The organism is Mycobacterium sp. 4858, assembly GCF_900240975.1.
Taxonomy (GTDB): Bacteria; Actinomycetota; Actinomycetes; order Mycobacteriales; family Mycobacteriaceae; genus Mycobacterium.
The window spans coordinates 844,583-862,658 of record NZ_LT968776.1 but is presented as its reverse complement, the minus strand read 5'-3'; the positions used below and the strand labels follow the sequence as shown (position 1 = coordinate 862,658).

At 68.9% G+C, this 18,076-nt stretch carries 14 protein-coding genes; 10 read left to right on the top strand and 4 right to left on the bottom strand.

The genetic code is table 11. The features are described 5' to 3' along the window. Nucleotides 1-28: 28 nt before the first annotated feature. Nucleotides 29-3,664 carry a trehalose-phosphatase gene (otsB, locus tag C1737_RS12525; RefSeq protein ID WP_369807559.1) on the bottom strand — a complete coding sequence of 1,212 codons (3,636 nt, stop codon included), beginning with the start codon at nucleotides 3,662-3,664 and terminating at the stop codon, nucleotides 29-31. Nucleotides 3,665-3,851: 187 nt separating this feature from the next. Between otsB and C1737_RS12520 the strand changes: the two genes are divergently transcribed. The 5 genes from C1737_RS12520 to C1737_RS12500 all read left to right on the top strand — a co-directional run bounded on the left by C1737_RS12520 (nucleotide 3,852) and on the right by C1737_RS12500 (nucleotide 9,349). Beyond that, a complete protein-coding gene (locus tag C1737_RS12520) occupies nucleotides 3,852-4,739 on the top strand; it encodes a universal stress protein (protein ID WP_102419920.1) in 888 nt (295 codons plus the stop codon). Between the two features lie 15 nt (nucleotides 4,740-4,754). Beyond that, on the top strand, nucleotides 4,755-6,215 hold the full coding sequence (locus tag C1737_RS12515; RefSeq protein WP_102418539.1) for a bifunctional aminoglycoside phosphotransferase/ATP-binding protein: 1,461 nt from the start codon (nucleotides 4,755-4,757) through the stop codon (nucleotides 6,213-6,215). 99 nt (nucleotides 6,216-6,314) lie between these two features. Then, the gene (locus tag C1737_RS12510) at nucleotides 6,315-7,313 is read left to right on the top strand and encodes an NAD(P)H nitroreductase (protein ID WP_102418538.1); all 999 of its coding nucleotides are present in this window, start codon (nucleotides 6,315-6,317) and stop codon (nucleotides 7,311-7,313) included. A gap of 49 nt (nucleotides 7,314-7,362) precedes the next feature. After that, a complete protein-coding gene (locus C1737_RS12505; protein ID WP_068096676.1) occupies nucleotides 7,363-8,478 on the top strand; it encodes a 3-oxoacyl-ACP synthase III family protein in 1,116 nt (371 codons plus the stop codon). After that, entirely contained in the window at nucleotides 8,462-9,349 is an 888-nt protein-coding gene (locus C1737_RS12500) for a 3-oxoacyl-ACP synthase (protein WP_068096651.1), read from the top strand. Before C1737_RS12505 ends, C1737_RS12500 begins: the two co-directional genes overlap by 17 nt. Before the next feature lie 88 nt (nucleotides 9,350-9,437). Here the strand turns inward: C1737_RS12500 and ppsA are convergent, their stop codons facing one another. Then, the gene (gene ppsA, locus C1737_RS12495; protein WP_102418537.1) at nucleotides 9,438-11,843 is read right to left on the bottom strand and encodes a phosphoenolpyruvate synthase; all 2,406 of its coding nucleotides are present in this window, start codon (nucleotides 11,841-11,843) and stop codon (nucleotides 9,438-9,440) included. A 247-nt stretch (nucleotides 11,844-12,090) separates the two neighbouring features. Between ppsA and C1737_RS12490 the strand changes: the two genes are divergently transcribed. Then, nucleotides 12,091-13,467: a wax ester/triacylglycerol synthase family O-acyltransferase gene (locus C1737_RS12490; RefSeq protein WP_068096653.1), complete on the top strand. Its 1,377-nt coding sequence runs from the start codon at nucleotides 12,091-12,093 to the stop codon at nucleotides 13,465-13,467. On the opposite strand, the gene C1737_RS12485 is transcribed toward C1737_RS12490, so the two are convergent. Continuing rightward, a complete protein-coding gene (locus C1737_RS12485; protein WP_067918088.1) occupies nucleotides 13,462-14,142 on the bottom strand; it encodes a PAS and ANTAR domain-containing protein in 681 nt (226 codons plus the stop codon). The two genes, C1737_RS12490 and C1737_RS12485, sit on opposite strands and share 6 nt — an antisense overlap. A gap of 88 nt (nucleotides 14,143-14,230) precedes the next feature. After that, on the bottom strand, nucleotides 14,231-14,680 hold the full coding sequence (locus C1737_RS12480) for an Hsp20/alpha crystallin family protein (RefSeq protein WP_067918113.1): 450 nt from the start codon (nucleotides 14,678-14,680) through the stop codon (nucleotides 14,231-14,233). 144 nt (nucleotides 14,681-14,824) lie between these two features. Here C1737_RS12480 and C1737_RS12475 point away from each other — a divergent pair, with 144 nt between their 5' ends. The 4 genes from C1737_RS12475 to C1737_RS12460 all read left to right on the top strand — a co-directional run bounded on the left by C1737_RS12475 (nucleotide 14,825) and on the right by C1737_RS12460 (nucleotide 18,048). Then, nucleotides 14,825-15,202, top strand: coding sequence for a helix-turn-helix transcriptional regulator (locus C1737_RS12475; RefSeq protein ID WP_067918087.1), 378 nt, complete (start codon nucleotides 14,825-14,827; stop codon nucleotides 15,200-15,202). 78 nt (nucleotides 15,203-15,280) lie between these two features. Then, the gene (locus tag C1737_RS12470) at nucleotides 15,281-15,817 is read left to right on the top strand and encodes a DUF1360 domain-containing protein (RefSeq protein WP_068096658.1); all 537 of its coding nucleotides are present in this window, start codon (nucleotides 15,281-15,283) and stop codon (nucleotides 15,815-15,817) included. Nucleotides 15,818-16,104: 287 nt separating this feature from the next. Beyond that, complete coding sequence (locus C1737_RS12465) at nucleotides 16,105-16,812, top strand: GAF and ANTAR domain-containing protein (RefSeq protein WP_068096660.1); 708 nt, start codon at nucleotides 16,105-16,107, stop codon at nucleotides 16,810-16,812. Nucleotides 16,813-16,866: 54 nt separating this feature from the next. Then, entirely contained in the window at nucleotides 16,867-18,048 is a 1,182-nt protein-coding gene (locus C1737_RS12460) for a zinc-dependent alcohol dehydrogenase (protein WP_102418536.1), read from the top strand. Nucleotides 18,049-18,076 lie beyond the last annotated feature (28 nt).

Genomic DNA, 18,076 nt, shown 5'->3' with positions numbered 1-18,076 from the left:
CCGGTTCGCGGGCTTTGGTCACCGGGCGTCAGGCGACCTCGACCGCGTGCCCGGGCAGCAGGTGATGCACCCGGCCGCGGCACTCGACCGCGATCGACGCGCTGTTGCCGGCCTCGGAGGTGAGGTCGGCCGCCCGGCCGCTGACCCGCAGGTGCAGCCGCTGGCCGCGATACACGAACGGGAACTCGATGGGGTCCAGCGCTTTCGGCCACTGTGGGCTCAGGATCAGCCGGTCGTCGCGGGTTTCCAGCCCGGTGAAGCAGCGTTGCAGCAGGTCGATGCTGCCGGCCATCGCGGCCAGGTGTATCCCCTCCGACGTGGTGCCGCCCTGGATGTCGACGACGTCGGAGGCGAGCACCTGCACGAAGTACTTCATGGCGTGATGCCGGTTGGCCCGGGTGAGGACCCACGAATGGACGAGCGCGCTGAGCGTCGATCCGTCCGAGGTGCGCGCGAGGTAGTAGTCCACGGTCTCCGGGATTCGTTCGGGCGCAACGCGATAGCCGAGCCGACCGAACAGGGCCAGCAATTCGTCCGACGACAGCAGGTAGAACAGCATCAGCACGTCGGCCTGCTTGGAGGCTTTGTAGTTGTTCACGCTGTCGTTCTCGGCCTCCAGAATGCGGTCGAGCCGCTGGATGTTGCCGTAGCGCCGCCGATAGTCTTCCCAATCCAGCTCGGCCAATTGGGAATAGCCTTCGAACTGGCTGATGACGTTGTCGTGGAAGGGGACGTACATGCGCCGCGTCACGTGGTCCCACCGGCTCAGCTCGTCGCTGGTGAGATCGATCTTGCCGACCAGGTCGAGGCGGTCGCGCAGCGGAAGCAGGTCCAGGGCGTCCATCGCGCGCAGGATCGTCCAGACCGCCATGACATTGGTGTACGCGTTGTTGTCGATGCCGTCGTACTCCTTGCCGGGGTAGCCGGAATGGAACTCGTCGGGGCCGATGATGCCGTTGATCGTGTAGCGGCCGCGACTCTCGTCGAAACCGGCCAGCCCGACCCAGAATCGCGCGATCTCGACCAGCATCTCCGCGCCGTAGTCGACGAGGAATCGCCGGTCGCCGGTCACCTGGTAGTGCTGCCAGGTGTTGTAGGCGATGGCGAGGCCCACGTGGTGTGCGCGAGCGCTGGCATCCGGATTCCACCGGCCGGACTGCGGATTGAGGTGCAGCTCCTGGCTCACCTCACGCCCGTCGCTGCCCGATTGCCACGGGTACATCGCGCCCAGGTAGCCGGCCCTGCGCGCCGCGCGGCGGGCCTCGGGGAGGCGCCGATACCGGTACAGCAGCAGCGAACGCGCCACGTTGGGCAGGCGCACGGATAGCACCGGCGAGACGAAAAGCGAGTCCCAGAAGACGTGTCCGCGGTACGCCTCGCCGTGCAACCCGCGCGCGGGGACGCCGGTGTCGAGTTCGGCGGTGTGCGGCGAGATGGTCTGCAGCAGGTGCACCAGGTGCAGCCGCAGGATGCGCAGCGCGTCGGGGCCCTCGGTCAGACCGATGGCGCACTGTTCCCACAGCAGGTCCCAGGCCCGGGCATGCTGGCGATGCAGTTCGTCGTACCGGTCGGCGGCGTCGAGGTGCAGCTGGGCGGTGCTGGCCGGTTCCGAGATCGCGCTGTCCCGGCCGGTGAAGATGGTCGCGATCTTCTCGCAGACGACCGATTGCCCGGTGGCCAGCGCCACCTGGATGTCGTGGCCGCCGCGGTCGGCTTCCCGCACGATCTTGTACTGCGCCACGGCGCGGGCGTCGCCGCACCACACGGTGCTGCGCGCCGCCACCGCGATGGCGATGCGCGACTGCGTCGTCTCGGTGCGCAGTATCACCGCGTCCTCCGCGGATTCGTCGATCACCGGTGAGGTGAGGTGGGTGCTCGACAGCGAGCGGTAGCGCTCCACCATGGTGTTGCGCACGCCGCCGTCCAGCAGCGACCGGAATTCCACGGTGCCCGACCAGTTCTCGGCGACGATGGTGGTTCGCATGGCGACCAGGTGCGGCTGGTCCATCGAGGCGAACCGCTCCTGGGTCATTCTCGTGATCTGCCCCGCGGCGTCGCAGAATCGCAGCGTACGGGTCAGCGTCGCGTGCCGCAGGTCGAACGTCTGCCGGTAGGACAGCACCTGGGTGTCGTCGATGTGAAACCACGGACCGCCGTTGATCCGAAACGTCAGCGACAACCAGTTGGGCAGGTTGACCAGGCTCTCGTTCTCGACGGTCCGGCCGGCGATCCGGTCGGTCAGCGTGTTGTAGACGCCGGCGGCATAGGTCCCCGGGTAATGCGACTCGGCGGCCGTCGCCTCCGGTGCGCAGCCCCGGGTGGCGACGTAGCCGTTGCCGACGGTGCACAGCGTTTCGCGCAGCCGCTCGTAGGCGGGGTCGTAGCCCTCGTAGACGATTTCCCACGGATCGTGGGGCGCGACGGCCGCGTCGTGCAGGTCGTCGGCGAGCCGCCGGACGAAGTCGCACACCGCGGGCGGGTCGGCCAGGCTGAACAGCGCCGCCGACGTGCGGTCCCCGTCTTCGTTGTGCCGCAACGCGATTCCCACCCCGTCGAAGTGCACCGCGTCGAAGGCGTCCTCGTCGGTGATGTCGTCGCCGATGTAGATCGGCAGCATGGCGGCGCGGCTCGCACCCTCGACCTGCTCGAGGATCCACTGCAGTGTTCTGCCCTTGTCCCAGTCCAGGCTGGGGTGGAGCTCGATGACCTTGCGGCCCGTGGTGATCCGCAGGCATTGGGATCGCCCGAGTTTGCGTGCCGTCGTGATCACGCGGTCGGCGTCGCGGGGCGCGACGTTGCGATAGTGGACGGCGACGGAAAACCGCTTGCGCTCCACGTAGATTCCGGAGACGTCGTCGAGGAGCTGCTCGAGGCGGTCGGCCGCGCGCACCAGCGCGCCCATGGCACCGATGGCGGCGGCGTTCTCGTGCTGGGTTCCGTCGGGTGCGACGAGTTCGAAGCCGTGACTGCCCGCGTACCAGATCCCGTCGACCTGCACGCGTTCGCGAAGGTCGCCCAGGTCGCGGCCGCTGATCACCCCGACGGGGCATTGCGCGGCCAGCGCGCGCAGCGCATCGCGGGCGCCGTCGACCAGCGCGGCGGACTCCGGGTGGGCGGCGATCTCCGCCAGCGTGCCGTCGAAGTGCAGGAAAACGGCCGGCCGCCGGCTCGCCACCAGTTCTTTCAACTGGCTGTAGACGCCCATCGCGTCGGCGATGGTCGACAAGGGGGAGCCCCCGCGTCGCAGCGCGATCTCCGCAAGATCGGCGGAGACGGTGTCCGCCCCGCACGACAGCAATCCGTCGCCGCCCCCGTTGCGTTCCAGGCCGATGACCAGGCCGAAGCCGGCGTCCCGTCCGGCCGCCACGCCCGCCTCGGCGCAGTCGATGAGGACGCAGCGCACCGGGTGCACGCCCAGGCGCGTGACCGTCATGGTCAGCGCCGCGTCGACCTGCTCGGCGGTGTCGGCCGCGCCGACGGCGACACCGACGAGTTCGTCGATTCCCGCGGCGCGCAACAGCGCCGCGCAGTCGCGGGTGGACGAGTAGACGGCGCTGGCGACGCCGATGTCGCGCAGCCGCTGCAGGAATCCGGCGGTCGAATCGCGGGCCTCGACGACGCCCGGTGCCGCCTGTGCGATCACACAATCGAGCCCCAGGATCACCGCGTCGTGGTAGCGCTTGTCAACAGTGACTGGCGATTCGGTCACGTGTGTGACGATGCCACAGCGCGGGCGCCGGTCAAGGCCGTCGGCGCAGCGGGGGCCTCATGGCCATGCGGTTGGTGACTAAAGCCTCATGCTCGACGGTGGTTCGCGCCATAGCGTTTTGGGCGAGGAGAGGGAGAACATCATGTCCGCACTGGCAAACCGGCATGGCATCGTCGTCGGAATCGACGGATCGCCGGCCTCGAACGCCGCCGTCTGTTGGGCGGCCCGGGACGCGGCCCTGCGGCACGTCCCGCTGACCGTGGTCCACATGGTGAACGCCACCGTGCCGATGTATCCGGCCCTGCCCCTGTCGACCGGTGTGGCGGTGTGGCAGGAAGAGCAGGGCCGCGAGGTTCTCGAGCAGGCCGTCAAGATCGCCGAGGAGGCCGTCACCACCGACCGTAAGGTCGACGTCCGCAGTGAGCTCAGGTGCGCGCCCCCGGTGCCCACCCTGGTCGAGATGTCCAAAGAGGCCGAGATGGTCGTCGTGGGCAGCAACGGCCGCGGCGCGCTGGGCAGGCTGTTGCTGGGCTCGGTGAGCGGCAGCGTGGTGCGCAGCGCGCGCTGCCCGGTCGCGGTGATCCGCGACGAAGACCCGCTCATGGAGCATCCCCAGCAGGCCCCGGTGCTTGTGGGCATCGACGGCTCACCCGCCTCCGAGGCGGCGGTGGACGTCGCGTTCGACGAAGCGTCGCGCCGCGGGGTCAGCCTGACGGCGCTGCACGCATGGAGCGACGTGGACGTCTTCGAACTGCCCGGGGTGGACTGGTCGGCGGTGAGGGCGGAGGCCGAGCGGAGCCTGGCCGAGCAACTGGCGGGCTGGCAGGAGCGTTATCCCGACGTCACCGTGCAACGGGTCGTGGTCGCCGACCGGCCGGCCCGGCAGCTCATCGAGCAATCGGAATCGGCCCAACTCGTCGTCGTGGGCAGCCACGGCCGTGGTGGCCTGTCCGGCATGCTGCTGGGTTCGGTGAGCAACGCCGTCGTCCACTCGGTCCGCATGCCGGTGATCGTCGCGCGGCCGTCCTAGGGCCGCGCCGCCGCCGTGCCGTATCTCGATCTGCACGAAACCCACACGGGCGTCGTCATTCTCGCCGGCGACCGCGCCTACAAAGCCAAGAAGCCGGTGCTGACCGACTTTCTCGACTTCCGCGCGCCGCAGCAGCGCGAGCACGCCTGCCGCCGGGAGGTCGAGCTCAACAGCCGGCTCTCGCCCGAGAGCTACCTCGGCGTAGCGCACCTCACCGATCCGCTGGGCGGCCCGGCCGAGCCGGTCGTGGTCATGCGGCGCTACCGCGACGAGGACCGCCTCGCGCACCTGGTGGCCCACGACACCGCAGAGTCCGTGCACCGCGTGCTGGACGCGGTCGCGGCCGCGCTGGCCCGCTTCCACGAACGCGCCGAGCGCGGCGAGGCGATGGACGCCCAGGGCGAGGCCGCCGCGATCGAGGGGCGCTGGCGGGAGAACCTGTCCGAATTGGAACGGTATGCGACCCAATCGATTCCGGGCATAGCCGAAAGTGAGGTGGCTCTTCTGCAGCGCCTGGTGACCCAGTTCGTCGCCGGCCGCGCGCCCCTGTTCGCGCGGCGCGTCCGCGAGGGGCGCATCGTCGACGGGCACGGCGACCTGCTCGCCGATGACATCTTCTGGGTGGACGGAAAACCGGCGCTGCTGGACTGCCTGGAGTTCGACGACCGGTTGCGCTACGTCGACTGCATCGACGACGCCGCCTTCCTCGCGATGGACCTGGAGTTTCTGGGCCGCAAGGACTTCGGCGACTACTTCCTACAGCGTTACGCCGAGCACGCGGGTCGGGCGGAGCCGCGAGCGCTGTCCGACTTCTACATCGCCTACCGGGCCGCGGTGCGGGCGAAGGTGGACTGCGTCCGCGTTTCGCAGGGCAGTCCGGGCGCCTCCGACGACGCCGCCCGCCACCTGGCCATCGCCACCCGGCACCTGCAGAGCGCCACCGTCCGGCTCGCGCTCGTCGGCGGCAACCCGGGCACGGGGAAGTCCACCGTGGCCCACGGTCTGGCCGAATCGTTTGGGGCGCAGCTCATTTCCACCGACGACGTGCGCCGGGAGCTCCGGGACTCGGGCGCCATCGCCGGTGAGCCCGGCGTGCTGAACGCCGGGCTCTACAGCCCCGACCAGGTCGCGGTGGTCTACGAGACCACGCTGCGCCGCGCGCGGCAGTTGCTGGGCGAGGGGCACTCGGTGATCCTCGACGGCACCTGGCGCGATCCGCGGGCGCGCGAGGCGGCTCACCGGCTGGCCACCGAGACGCACTCGGCGCTCGTCGAATTCGTGTGCTCGGTGACGGCCGACGTGGCGGCCGGCCGGATCAGGGCCAGGCCCGCGGGCAATTCGGAGGTGACCCCGGCGATCGCGGCCGCCCTGGCCGCCGGGCACGCCGACTGGGACGGCGCGCACCGGATCGACACCTCGCGGCGCCCGGACCTCGTCGCTCACGAGGCGCAGGACCTCTGGGTGCGCGCGACGTAACAGCCTCGGGAGGTTCCAACGTCCCGGCCGCCGGGGACCAACGGCCCTGCCCGCAGCCGCCGCGCGGCGCATACAGTTTGCCTCACCGAAAGCGACGAAATGGTGAAGATGGACGCGAAAGTGCCGACCGAGCAGGTCATCCGGGACGCGGTGGCGGTCGCGTGCCGCGCGCCTTCGCTGCACAACAGCCAGCCCTGGCGGTGGGTGGCCGACGGCACGAGGCTGCACCTGTGGGCCGATCCGCGCCACGCGATGCACGGCACCGACCACACCGGTCGGGAGCTGATCCTGAGCTGCGGCGCGGTCCTCGACCACCTGCGGGTCGCCATGGCCGCCGCGGGCTGGGAAAGCGTCACCGAACGTTTTCCCACCGAGGGCAGACCGGATCACCTCGCGAGCGTGGGCTTTCTGCCCGTGGAGAACGTGACGGCGCAATGCCGGCTGCGGGCCGACGCGATCCTTCGCCGCCGCACCGACCGGTTGCCCCTGGGCGCACCGACCGCGTGGCCCACGCTGCATTCTGCCCTGAGCCACGCGGTGACCCCGTACGACGTGTCGCTGGACGTGGTCGACGACGACGAGCGACCGAGGCTGGCCGAGGCGTCGCGGCTCACCGAGCAGTTGCGCCGAAGCGATACGTCCTACCTGACCGAATTGCGTTGGTGGACCTCGCCCTTCGAAGCGAACGCCGACCACGTGCCCGAAAGCGCTCTGCTGTCCAGTTCCGAGGCCGCGCGCGTCGACATCGCACGCGCGTTCCCGCCGGCGGGCGGGGGCCGCCGCCGCGCCGCGATCGAGGCGGACCACTCCAAGATCGTGGTCCTGTCCACCCAACACGACGATGCGCCGCCCGAAGTGCTGCGTTGCGGTGAGGCGCTGTCGGCGGTGCTGCTCGAATGCACTCTGGCCGGCATGGCCACCTGCACGCTGACCCACATGACGGAGATGTCGCTGAGCCGCGACATCATCAGGCGGATCACCGGCGGCTCCGGCCAGCCGCAGCTGCTGATCCGGGTCGGCCGGTCACCGGCCAAGGACCCGCACGCGAAGCCCACCGCCCGGCGCCCGGTGACCGAAATCCTCGAGATGCGTGGGTGACCGACATGCCCAGGACTACGGCAAGGACGAAGCCAAGGAGGTGCCATCGATGACTCGGCACTGGCTGGTGATGGAAACAACCGGGGAAGCGGCCGGGGAAGGTCCTGAGGCCCCCTTCGTCGCGCGGGTCGCGGCCGCGGGCCGGCATCTGCCCGGAACCCACCTGACGACCGACGAGCTGATGGCGTCGACCCGCCACCACACCCACATCGACCTGGAACGGCTGACCGGGATCCGCGAACGCCGGGTGTCGGTGGGCGACGAGGATTCCTACACCCTGGCCAGCTCGGCGGCGCTGAACTGCCTGGCCACCGCGCAACAGGACCCGGCGGCGCTCGACGTGGTGATCAGCTGCAGCATCACCAAGTTCCGCGACGGGCTGACCCAGTGGCTCGAGCCGACCATGAGCAGCGCCGTGGCGCGCGGGATCGGGGCGGTGAACGCGATGACGTTCGACGTGTCCAACGCGTGCGCCGGAATGCTCACGGGCGTAACGATTTTGAACAACTGGATCCGCCAGGGCGTCGTCGAGCGCGGGCTGGTCGTCAGCGGCGAGTACATCTCGCAGCTTTCCAACAACGCCGCCCGGCACATCCGCAACATCATGAGCAAGGAGCTGGCCTGCCTGACCCTGGGCGATGCCGGCGCGGCGCTGCTGCTCGAGCGGGCGCCGGCCGGTTCGGCCGGCATCGCCCTGGCGGGCTTCACCACCGTCGCCGACTACAGCCGGCTCTGCCTGGCGTATCCGCAGGGGGACGACCCCGGCGCGCGGATGTTCACCAACTCCCGCGCCATCCAGAAGGCCGCGATCGCCAACACCCCGCTGCTGTTGAGCGAAGTGCTTGACACCGTTGGTCTTTCGATCCATGACATCGACCACGTCATCACCCACCAGACGTCAGCGCGCGCCATCCGCAAGGGAATGGCCCGGATGTCGGAGGTGTTCGGCGACAGCCCGCGCCACGACGCGGTGATCACCGTCGACCGCTACGGGAACACCGCCTCCACGACCCACACGGTGGCGCTCGTCGAGGAACTCGAGGCCGGGCGGATCAAGCCCGGGGAGCGAATCGCGTTGCTGGCGTTGGCCTCCGGGCTGGAGATCGGTGTGGTCTTGTTGACCCTGGACGAGGATGTGGTGAGCCGCTATGGGCACGGTGATTGATCGGATCGACGTCTCGCATCCGCGGCTGCGGGGGCGCCACAGCGCGTTGCACCTGGCCGTCGTCGCCGCCAAGGACTGCCTGAAGCGGGCCGGATGCGAGGCCAAAGACCTCGACCTCGTCGTCAATGCCGGCATTTACCGCGACCGCAACCTCGGTGAGCCGGCGCTCGCCGCGCTGATCCAGGACGACATCGGCGCCAACCCGGAGGACCCGCACGCCGGCGCGCACGGCACCTTCTCCTTCGACATCGCCAACGGCACCTGTGGGCTGCTCACGGCGCTGCAGATCGTCGACGGGTTCATGCGCAGCCGCGCCATCCGGCGCGCGCTGGTGGTCGCCAGCGACGCCGACCCCGGGCACGGGATGAGCGAGCACTTCGGCTTCTCGGCCGCCGGCGCGGCGATGCTGTGCGGCTGGTCCGACGACGACTACGGTCTCAGCCGGGTCTCCTGGGTGAACGATCCGAGTGAAGACGGTGACGAAACCTTCACCGCCACGGTGGGTTTCGCCGATTCCCGCAACGTCCTGCGCTTCTCTCAGTCGGCGGCGATGGACGAGCGGTTCGCCGCGGCGGCCGGGCGGGCGGTGTCGGCGTGCCTTGCCGAGCAGTCGGTGCGGCTGTCCGACGTCGACGCGATCGTCGCCGCCCCCGCCCGGGCCGGATACCGCAGCGCACTGGGCGCCCGGCTGGGCGTGCCGGTCGAGTCGATCAGCGTCGCCGACGACGAACGCATGCACACCGCCGCCCTGGCCGCCGCGTTCGGGCGGCGGGCCGAGCGGTTGCCGGCGGGCGCGCGGGTTCTGTTCGTCGCGGCCGGGGCCGACGTCGTCGCCGGCGCCGCCCTCTATCGCCAGCCGCCGCGCGGGTGAATGCTGAGCCAGGCCGCGCCGAGATTGCGCTCAGGGTCGTGAATGCTCACGATCTTCAACCCTGAAGGCAATCTCGACGCTCAGTCGATTACTGCAGTTGCACCGCGCGCTCGAGGTCCAGGATCTGCCGAGTGGTCTTGACCACCACGTCGGGGTTCAGGCTGATCGAGTCGATGCCGCAGCGAACCAGGAACTCGGCCATATCGGGGTAGTCCGACGGTGCCTGACCGCACAACCCGGAGTGGATCCCGTTGCGCCGGCAGCCCTCCACGGCCAGGCGGATCATCTCCTTGACGCCCTCGTCGCGTTCGTCGTAGTCGAAGGCCACGATCTCGCTGTCCCGGTCGACGCCGAGGGTCAGCTGGGTGAGGTCGTTGGACCCGATGGAGAACCCGTCGAAGCGCTTGGCGAATTCGTCGATCAGGATGACGTTGTTGGGGATCTCGCACATCGCGTACACCTTGAGCCCGTTCTCCCCGCGGCGCAGACCGTGTTTGGCCATCTCCGCCAGGACCAGGTCCGCCTCGGCCACCCGGCGCACGAACGGCAACATCAGCACGACGTTGGTCAGCCCCATCTGTTCGCGCACCCGCTTCATCGCCCGGCACTCCAGCGCGAATCCCTCGGCGTAGGCGGGGTGCGCATAGCGCGAGGCGCCGCGGAAGCCGATCATCGGGTTGCTCTCGGCCGCCTCGAAGTCGCTGCCGCCGACCAGGCTGGCGTACTCGTTGGTCTTGAAGTCCGACATCCGCACGACGACGGGCTTGGGCCAGAAGGCGGCGGCGATGGTGCCGATCCCTTCCGACAGGCGCTCCACGAAGAATTCGGCGCCGTCGGAATAGGCGTACGTCAGCGTGTCGATGGTCCGCCGGGCCTCGGGATCGTCCACCCGGTCGGGGTGGAGCAGGGCCAGCGGGTGCACCCGGATGTATTCGCTGATGATGAACTCCATCCGGGCCAGCCCCACGCCGTCGTTCGGCAAGAACGACGTCTTGAACGCCAGATCCGGGTTGCCGAGGTTGAGCATGATCTCGGTGTGCGGGCGCTCCTGGTCGGACACCTCGGTGCGGTCGACGCGAAAGCCCACCTCGCCGCGGTAAACCCGCCCCGTGTCGCCCTCCACGCACGACACCGTGACGACCTCGCCGTCGGGCACGCGCGTGGTGGCGTTGCCCGCGCCGACGACGGCGGGGATGCCGAGCTCGCGGGCGATGATCGCCGCGTGACAGGTGCGCCCGCCGCGGTTGGTGACGATGGCCGCGGCGATCTTCATGATGGGTTCCCAGTCGGGCGTGGTGATGTCGGCGACCAGCACGTCGCCGGGCTGGAACTCAGACAGCTTCCCGAGGTTGTCCATCCGCCTGGCGATGCCCGTGGCGACCTTCTCGCCGACCGAGCGGCCCTCGGCGAGTATCTCCTTGCGTTCGCCGCCCTTGCCCTCGAGCACGTAGCTTTCGAGCACCGTCTGGCTGCGCTGGGAGGCCGCGGTTTCGGGGCGCGCCTGGACGATGTAGAGCCGCCCGTCGAGACCGTCCTTGGCCCATTCGATGTCCATCGGCCGTCCGTAGTGCCCCTCGATGGCGCACGCGTAGCCGGCCAGCTCGAGAACGTCGTCGTCGGTGACGCAGAACCGGGCCCGGTCGGCCCTCGGCGTGGGGATGTTGCGGGTGGTGTTCTTCGTCTCGCCCTCGACGAAGATCATCTTGACCGCCTTGTCCCCGATCAGCCGGCGCAGCACCGCCCGGTGGCCGGCCTGATACGTCGGCTTGTGGACGTAGAACTCGTCGGGGTCGACGGCGCCCTGGACCACGTTCTCGCCGAGTCCGTAGGCGCCGGTGATGAATACGACGTCGTGGAAGCCGGATTCGGTGTCCAGGGTGAACATCACCCCCGACGAGGCGAGGTCGGAGCGCACCATCTTCATGACGCCGATCGACAGCGCCACCTTGAAGTGGTCGAAGTCCTGGTCGATCCGGTAGTGGATGGCCCGGTCGGTGAACAGGCTGGCGAAACACCGGCGGCAGGCGTCCAGCAGGCTCTCGGTGCCCTTGATGTTGAGGAAGGTCTCCTGCTGGCCGGCGAAGCTGGCGGTCGGCAGGTCTTCGGCGGTCGCCGAGCTGCGCACGGCCAGGCTGACGTCTTCGCCGTATTCCTGCTGAAGCTGCCGGTAGGCGGCCGTGATCTCGGCGGTGAGCTCAGGGGGAAGCCCTGCGCCGTAGACGATTTCGCGGGCGAGCTTGCCCTTGCGTGCCAGCGCGGTGACGTCGTTGGGGTCGAGGTCGTCGAGCGCGGCGTGCAGCGCGTCCCAGGCGCCGGCGCTGTCCAGCACGTGCCGGTAGGCCTCGGCGGTGATCGCGAACCCATGCGGGACCCGCACGCCCTGTCCGGTCAACTTCTGGAACATCTCGCCCAGCGAGGCGTTCTTCCCGCCGACCAGCGGGACGTCGGAGATGCCGATCTCTTCGAAGAAGCGGACATAGGTGAAATCGCTCATGGTGTTCTTCCTCCGGTGGGTTGCATCGCGTCGTAGAAGCGGCAGCAGATCGATCTCGATCGGTCCGGCAGTGCGGTCGGGTCGGTGCGGGACGCGGCTGCGAAAGCATCTGCCGCGCTGCTCAATTGCTTTCCCGTCACCCCCTCACGATATGGCCGGGGGCGCGCCGCCACAGCCGCCGTTCGACCTCAGTAGTTGGGGACTTACGGCCCTGCCAGCGGGGCATTGCGGCGCGGAAAGTAGCACCATGGAGCAACTGACCGCCCTGGACGCCGGTTTCCTGGAGGTCGAGGACTCCGATCCCCACGTCAGCCTGGCGGTGGGCGCGGTGTCGATCGTGGAGGGACCGGCTCCGACGTACAAAGAGTTCGCCGCGTCGTTTGCCGAACGGGTCGAGACGATCCCGCGCTGCCGGCAGGTCCTGCGGACCCACCCACTCGACCTGCGGCCGCCGGAGTGGGTGGACGACCCCCGCTTCGACCTCGGGCGCCACCTGCACCGGGTCGCGCTGCCGCACCCCGGCGGCGACGCGGAGCTGTTCGACATGATCGCCACGCTGATGGAACACCGGCTCGATCGGGAGCGCCCGCTGTGGGAATGCTGGATCATCGAGGGGCTCGGCAAGGGCCGGTGGGCGGTGCTGACCAAGATCCACCACTGCATCGCCGACGGCATCGCGACCACCCAGCTGCTGGCGAAGTTCAGCGACGACGGCGACGAGGACAGCTTTGCCGCCGACGTCGGCGCCGCGAAGAAGCCCGCGCATCCCGATGCGCCGAAGGTGAGCCTCAACCCCTTGAGCTGGGTCGGCGGAATCGGTCGGAGCGCGTTCGGCGCGGTGGCCGCGGCCGAACACGCGGCGATCGGGGTGGCCGAGCTGGCGGCCGGCCTGCTGCACCCCGCCCCGGAGTCGTCGCTGCACGGGTCGGTCACCACGATGCGGCGGTACAGTGCCGCACGCGTCGGGCTGGCAGACATGAACAAGGTCGCCCGGGCATTCGACGTCACGCTGAACGACGTTGCGTTGGCGGCGATCACACACAGCTATCGGGCGATCCTGCTGGCGCGCGGGGAGCAGCCCGGCCCGGATTCCCTGCGCACCCTGGTTCCCGTCTCGGTGCGCGCGGTCGACCATTTCCATGTCGCGGGTAACCGGGTCTCGGCGATGCTGCCGTTGCTGCCGGTCGACGAGCCCGATCCGGTGCAGCAGCTCAAGCTCGTGCACCACCGGCTCGCCCGCGCCAAGGCGAGTGGCCAGAGCGAGGGCGGCAGCGCGGTGGTGGTGGCAGCCAAGCGCACCCCATTTGCGTTGTCCGCGTGGGCGATTCGGTTGCTGTCCCGGTTGCCTCAGCGGGCGGTGGTCGCGTTGGCGACCAACGTGCCCGGCCCGCGCAGCCGCCAGCGGCTGATGGGCCGCCGGGTGCTGGAGCTGCTGCCGATTCCGCCGATCGCGCTGCAGGTGCGCACCGGCATCGCGATGCTCAGCTACGCCGACACGTTCGTCTTCGGGATCACCGCCGACTACGACACCGCCCCGGACATCGACACGCTCGCCACCGGCATCGAGAAGGGCATGGGCCATCTCGCCGCCGCCGCCCGTGGCCGGCGCCGCAAGTCGTCATGACCCGTCGGCGGGGGCGATGCGTTGGTGTGCGGTGAGCATCAGGTGGTCGAACTGCGCCTGGGCGTTGGGGGGCAGGCCGGCGCCGCGGAAGTCTTGCGCGATCTGCTCGGCGAGCGCCCGCAGCTTGATATTCGCTTCCTGCGAAAGCCATTTGAGCAACTCGAAGGCCGCGCTTTCGCCGATGCCGTAGACCAGCATCAGCATGCCCTTGGCCTGTTCGATGCCGGCCCGGTTCTCGCTGATCTCGGCCAGCCTGGCGCTGACAAGCTCCTCGTTCGCCTGTCCCGGGGCCGGTGAGACGTCGATATAGAAGCCCTGCGTTCCGACCACGTCGCCGTCGTCGTCGAAGAACCGGTCGCCCACCACGACGACCTGGCGCACGTTGCCGGCGGTGTCGATGATGCGATGGCGGGTGCTGAACGCCTGGCGGGTGTTGACGATCTGATCGATGGTGGCCGCGACCTGCCCGCGGTCGTCCGGATGCTTGTGCGAGAGCACCAGTTCGGTGGTGGGGGTGACGGTCCCGGGCTCGTAGCCGTGCATCCGTTGGACCTGCTCCGACCACTCCCAGCGCTGGTCGGTGAAGTAGAAGCGAAACCAGCCGGCCGGTTGGGCGGCGCCGCCGGCCAACGCCCGTTCGACGTCAGCCGTTTGCCCGTCGAGTTCCCACTTCATGTCGCACCTGGTCTCCCTTGGGACCGTTGAGCAGGGGCGGGGCGGCGGCCGGTGTGCCCGGCACGACCCGGGCCGCCGCCCGCCCTCGTCAGGCGTTGATGACCTCGTGCTGCTTGGCGTTTTCGTCGATGGCCGTCTGCGCGCCGCCGTGCTCGACGGTGATCTTGCGCGGCTTGGCCCGTTCGGCGACCGGAATGCGCAGGCGCAGAACGCCTTCGCGGTAGGACGCCTCGATCTTGTCGGTATCGAGGTTCTCTCCGAGGACCAGTTGCCGGCTGAAGACTCCGCGCGGCCGCTCGGTGGCCAGCATCTCGCGGTCGGGGTCCAGGCCGGGCCGCTCGGCGCGCACGGTCACCACGTTGCGCTCGATGTCGATGTCGAGCGAGTCGACCTTGATGCCCGGGAGGTCGAACTCGACGACGAACTCCTCGCCCTGGCGCCAGGCGTCCATCGGCATCACCGCCGGCCGGGCGGCCGTGCCGAACGCCTGCTGGGTAAAGCGGTCGAGGTCACGGAAGGGGTCGCTACGCATCAGCATGGTGGTCACCTCTCACTCCGATCTGGGTTGTGGTCTGGCAATTACCTATGTCTAATGACATAGATTTCTTATAGCACCGTCGACACTATGTCGCAAGTGTGATAAATAGATTTTCTGAGCCAGCTAGCTTCGAGGAGACGCGTGATGACCGACCAACGCGGCGATTCCGGCGCCCCGGCGTCCGATCACGGCGTGTACGGCATCTCGGTGGCCGCCGAGCTTTCGGGCATCGCGGTGCAGTCGTTGCGCCTGTACGAACGCCATGGTCTGATCACGCCGGCGCGCAGCGACGGCGGCACCCGGCGCTACAGCGCCGACGACCTGGCCCGGCTCAAGCGCATCAGTGAGCTCGTCGACGCCGGCGTCAACCTGGCCGGGATCGCCCGCATCCTCGACCTCGAGGACCACAACGCGTCGCTGTCGGCGGCCAACACCGACCTGCGGTCCACCAACCGGACGCTACGCAACGCCGTCCGGGGCGCGAGGTTCACCGGCGCCGCCGCCGGTGAACAGGGTGTCTGACCGCCCCGCGGGTCCACCGATTGCACGCACCGCCACCGGGTATCCAGCCTGCTGTGCCCCTGAGGTGAAGGAGATGCAATGGCAGACGTGGCGGAAGCCAAGACCCAGGTGGTCGACGGCGCACGGCGCGAGGCGGACGCGTATCGCGGTGAGGCGTCCCGGCCGCTGGGCGGCTACGTGGCGGTGTTGGTGATCTACAGCGCCGTGGTGGCCATCGCGACCGCCGCCGCGCTGCTCAGCGGGCGCACGCTACCGAATCGCTGGCGAATCCAGGACTTGGTCACGGTGACCCTGGGCACCCACAAGCTCTCCCGCACCCTGACCAAGGACGCGGTGACGAGCCCGCTGCGCGCGCCGTTCACGCGCTATGCGGGCACCGGCGGGCCGGCGGAGGTTATGGAGGAGGTCCGCGACGAAAGCCCGCTCCGGCACAGCCTGGGGGAGCTGCTGACCTGTCCGTTCTGCCTGGATATGTGGGTGGCGACCGGCTTCGCGATCGGCCTGGTGTTCGCGCCGCGGTTCACCCGCCTGATCGCGGGCGTCTTCACGGTGCTGGCCGGCGCCGACTTCCTGCAGCTGGTGTACGCGAAGGCCCAGCAGTCGGCCGAAGGCTGACCGGTCCTCGACACCGACGGCGGTGGCCGGCGAATTCGGTAGTTGTGGCGAAAAATGTTTATTGCCAGCGCATTACGTGTATGCAGTGCTGCTGCCGAACCAAGCAGAGTGATTGGCGTGGGAGGTTGCGCTTCGCTAATTGGCCGATAGACTTCGCTTGGTGGGTTGACACACCGAACTCACGTTTTCAACGATCGAACCTGCGAGGCGTGGCTCTCGAAAAGAAGTGTGCCCTAATTCGCCCCTTGGGCGGTCACCCAGGGGGCAGACGTTCGAAGGGGGATGCTATGCAGAACGGCAGTGCGGTGGTGGTCGCCCAGCTCGCCGAGATGGTGTCGAACCTCGAACGCCGGGAAATCGACACCGCGGCAGGGCTCAACGAACTCATCGGCAACGGCGTTCTGCATGTGGTGGGCTCGCAGTACGCGGGGATCACCCTCGCCGAGCGCAGTAAGTCCGTCACCAACGTGGCCGCCACGCACCGTTACCCGGTCCTGTTGGACGAGATCCAGAACCGGTACGCGGAGGGGCCGTGTGTGGAGGCCGCCTGGCGTCACCACGTGATGCACGTCGAGGACCTCAGCGAAGAACAGCGGTGGCCGCGCTATCGGCGGCACGCGCTGGAGCAGACCCCCATCCGATCAATCCTGTCCTACGAGTTGTTCGTCGACCGCGGCAGCATGGCCGCGCTCAACTTCTACGCCGACGCCCCGCACGCGTTCCCCGACGACTCGCTGGAGCTCGGCGCCGTTTACGCCACCCACATCGCGCTGGCGTGGTCGATGTTGCGGCGCCAGGACCAGTTCCGCAGCGCACTGGCATCGCGGGACATGATCGGCCAGGCCAAGGGAATCATCATGGAGCGCTTCAACCTCGACGCCATCGAGGCGTTCGAACTGCTCACCCGCCTCTCGCAACAGTCCAACACCAGGCTCATCGACATCGCCCAGGGACTCGTCGACAGCGAGCATCCACTCAAGCGCTGTCACGGCTAGCGGGCCGCATCGGCCCGAGTTTCGCGCCCGCCCAGGCGGGGATGTGCCATCCTCATGAAAGCTGTCACGTGGCACGGCAAGCGCGACGTGCGGGTGGAGTCGGTGCCCGATCCGAAGATCGAGAAGCCCACCGACGCCATCATCGAAGTCACGTCGACCAATATCTGCGGATCCGATCTGCATCTGTACGAGATCCTCGGGGCTTTCATGAAGCCCGGCGACATCCTGGGGCACGAACCCATGGGAATCGTGCGCGAGGTCGGCGGCGAGACGGGCGACCTGCGGGTCGGGGACCGCGTCGTGATCCCGTTCCAAATCTCTTGCGGCAGTTGCTACATGTGCGACCACCAGCTCTACACCCAATGCGAGACGACCCAGGTGCGCGAGCAGGGCATGGGCGCCGCGCTGTTCGGCTACTCGGAGCTCTACGGCGAAGTCCCCGGTGGGCAAGCCGAGTTGCTGCGCGTCCCTCAGGCGCAGTTCACCCACATCAAAGTCCCTGTGGGACCGCCAGATTCGCGATTCGTCTATCTGTCCGACGTGCTGCCCACCGCGTGGCAGGCGGTGGCCCACGCCGACATCCCTGACGGCGGCACGGTGACGGTGCTCGGCCTGGGGCCCATCGGCGACATGGCCGCGCGCATCGCAGATCATCTCGGCTACCGGGTGTTGGCCGTCGACCTGGTGGCCGAACGCCTGGGACGCGCCGCGCAACGCGGTATTCACACCATCGACCTGGGGCGGCTGGATTCCTCGCTGGGCGACGCGATCCGGGACCTGACCGACGGGCGCGGCTCCGACTCGGTCATCGATGCGGTGGGCATGGAAGCGCACGGTTCCCCGGCGGCCCGGCTGGCCCAGCAGGCCACCGGCCTGTTGCCCGACGTCTTCGCCAGGCGGCTCATGCAGACGGCGGGGGTGGACCGGCTCAGTGCGCTGTATTCGGCCATCGACATCGTGCGCCGCGGCGGCACGATATCGCTGATCGGGGTGTACGGCGGGATGGCGGACCCGTTGCCGATGCTCACCCTGTTCGACAAGCAGGTGACGCTGCGGATGGGCCAGGCGAACGTGAAGAGGTGGGTGGACGACATCATGCCACTGCTCACCGACGACGACCCCCTCGGCGTCGACACATTCGCCTCCCACGTGCTGCCGCTCGACGCGGCCCCGCACGCGTACGAGATCTTCCAGAAGAAGCAGGACGGGGCGGTCAAGGTCATCCTCAAGCCCTGAAAATCGTTGGGGTGCAATCTCTTCCGCG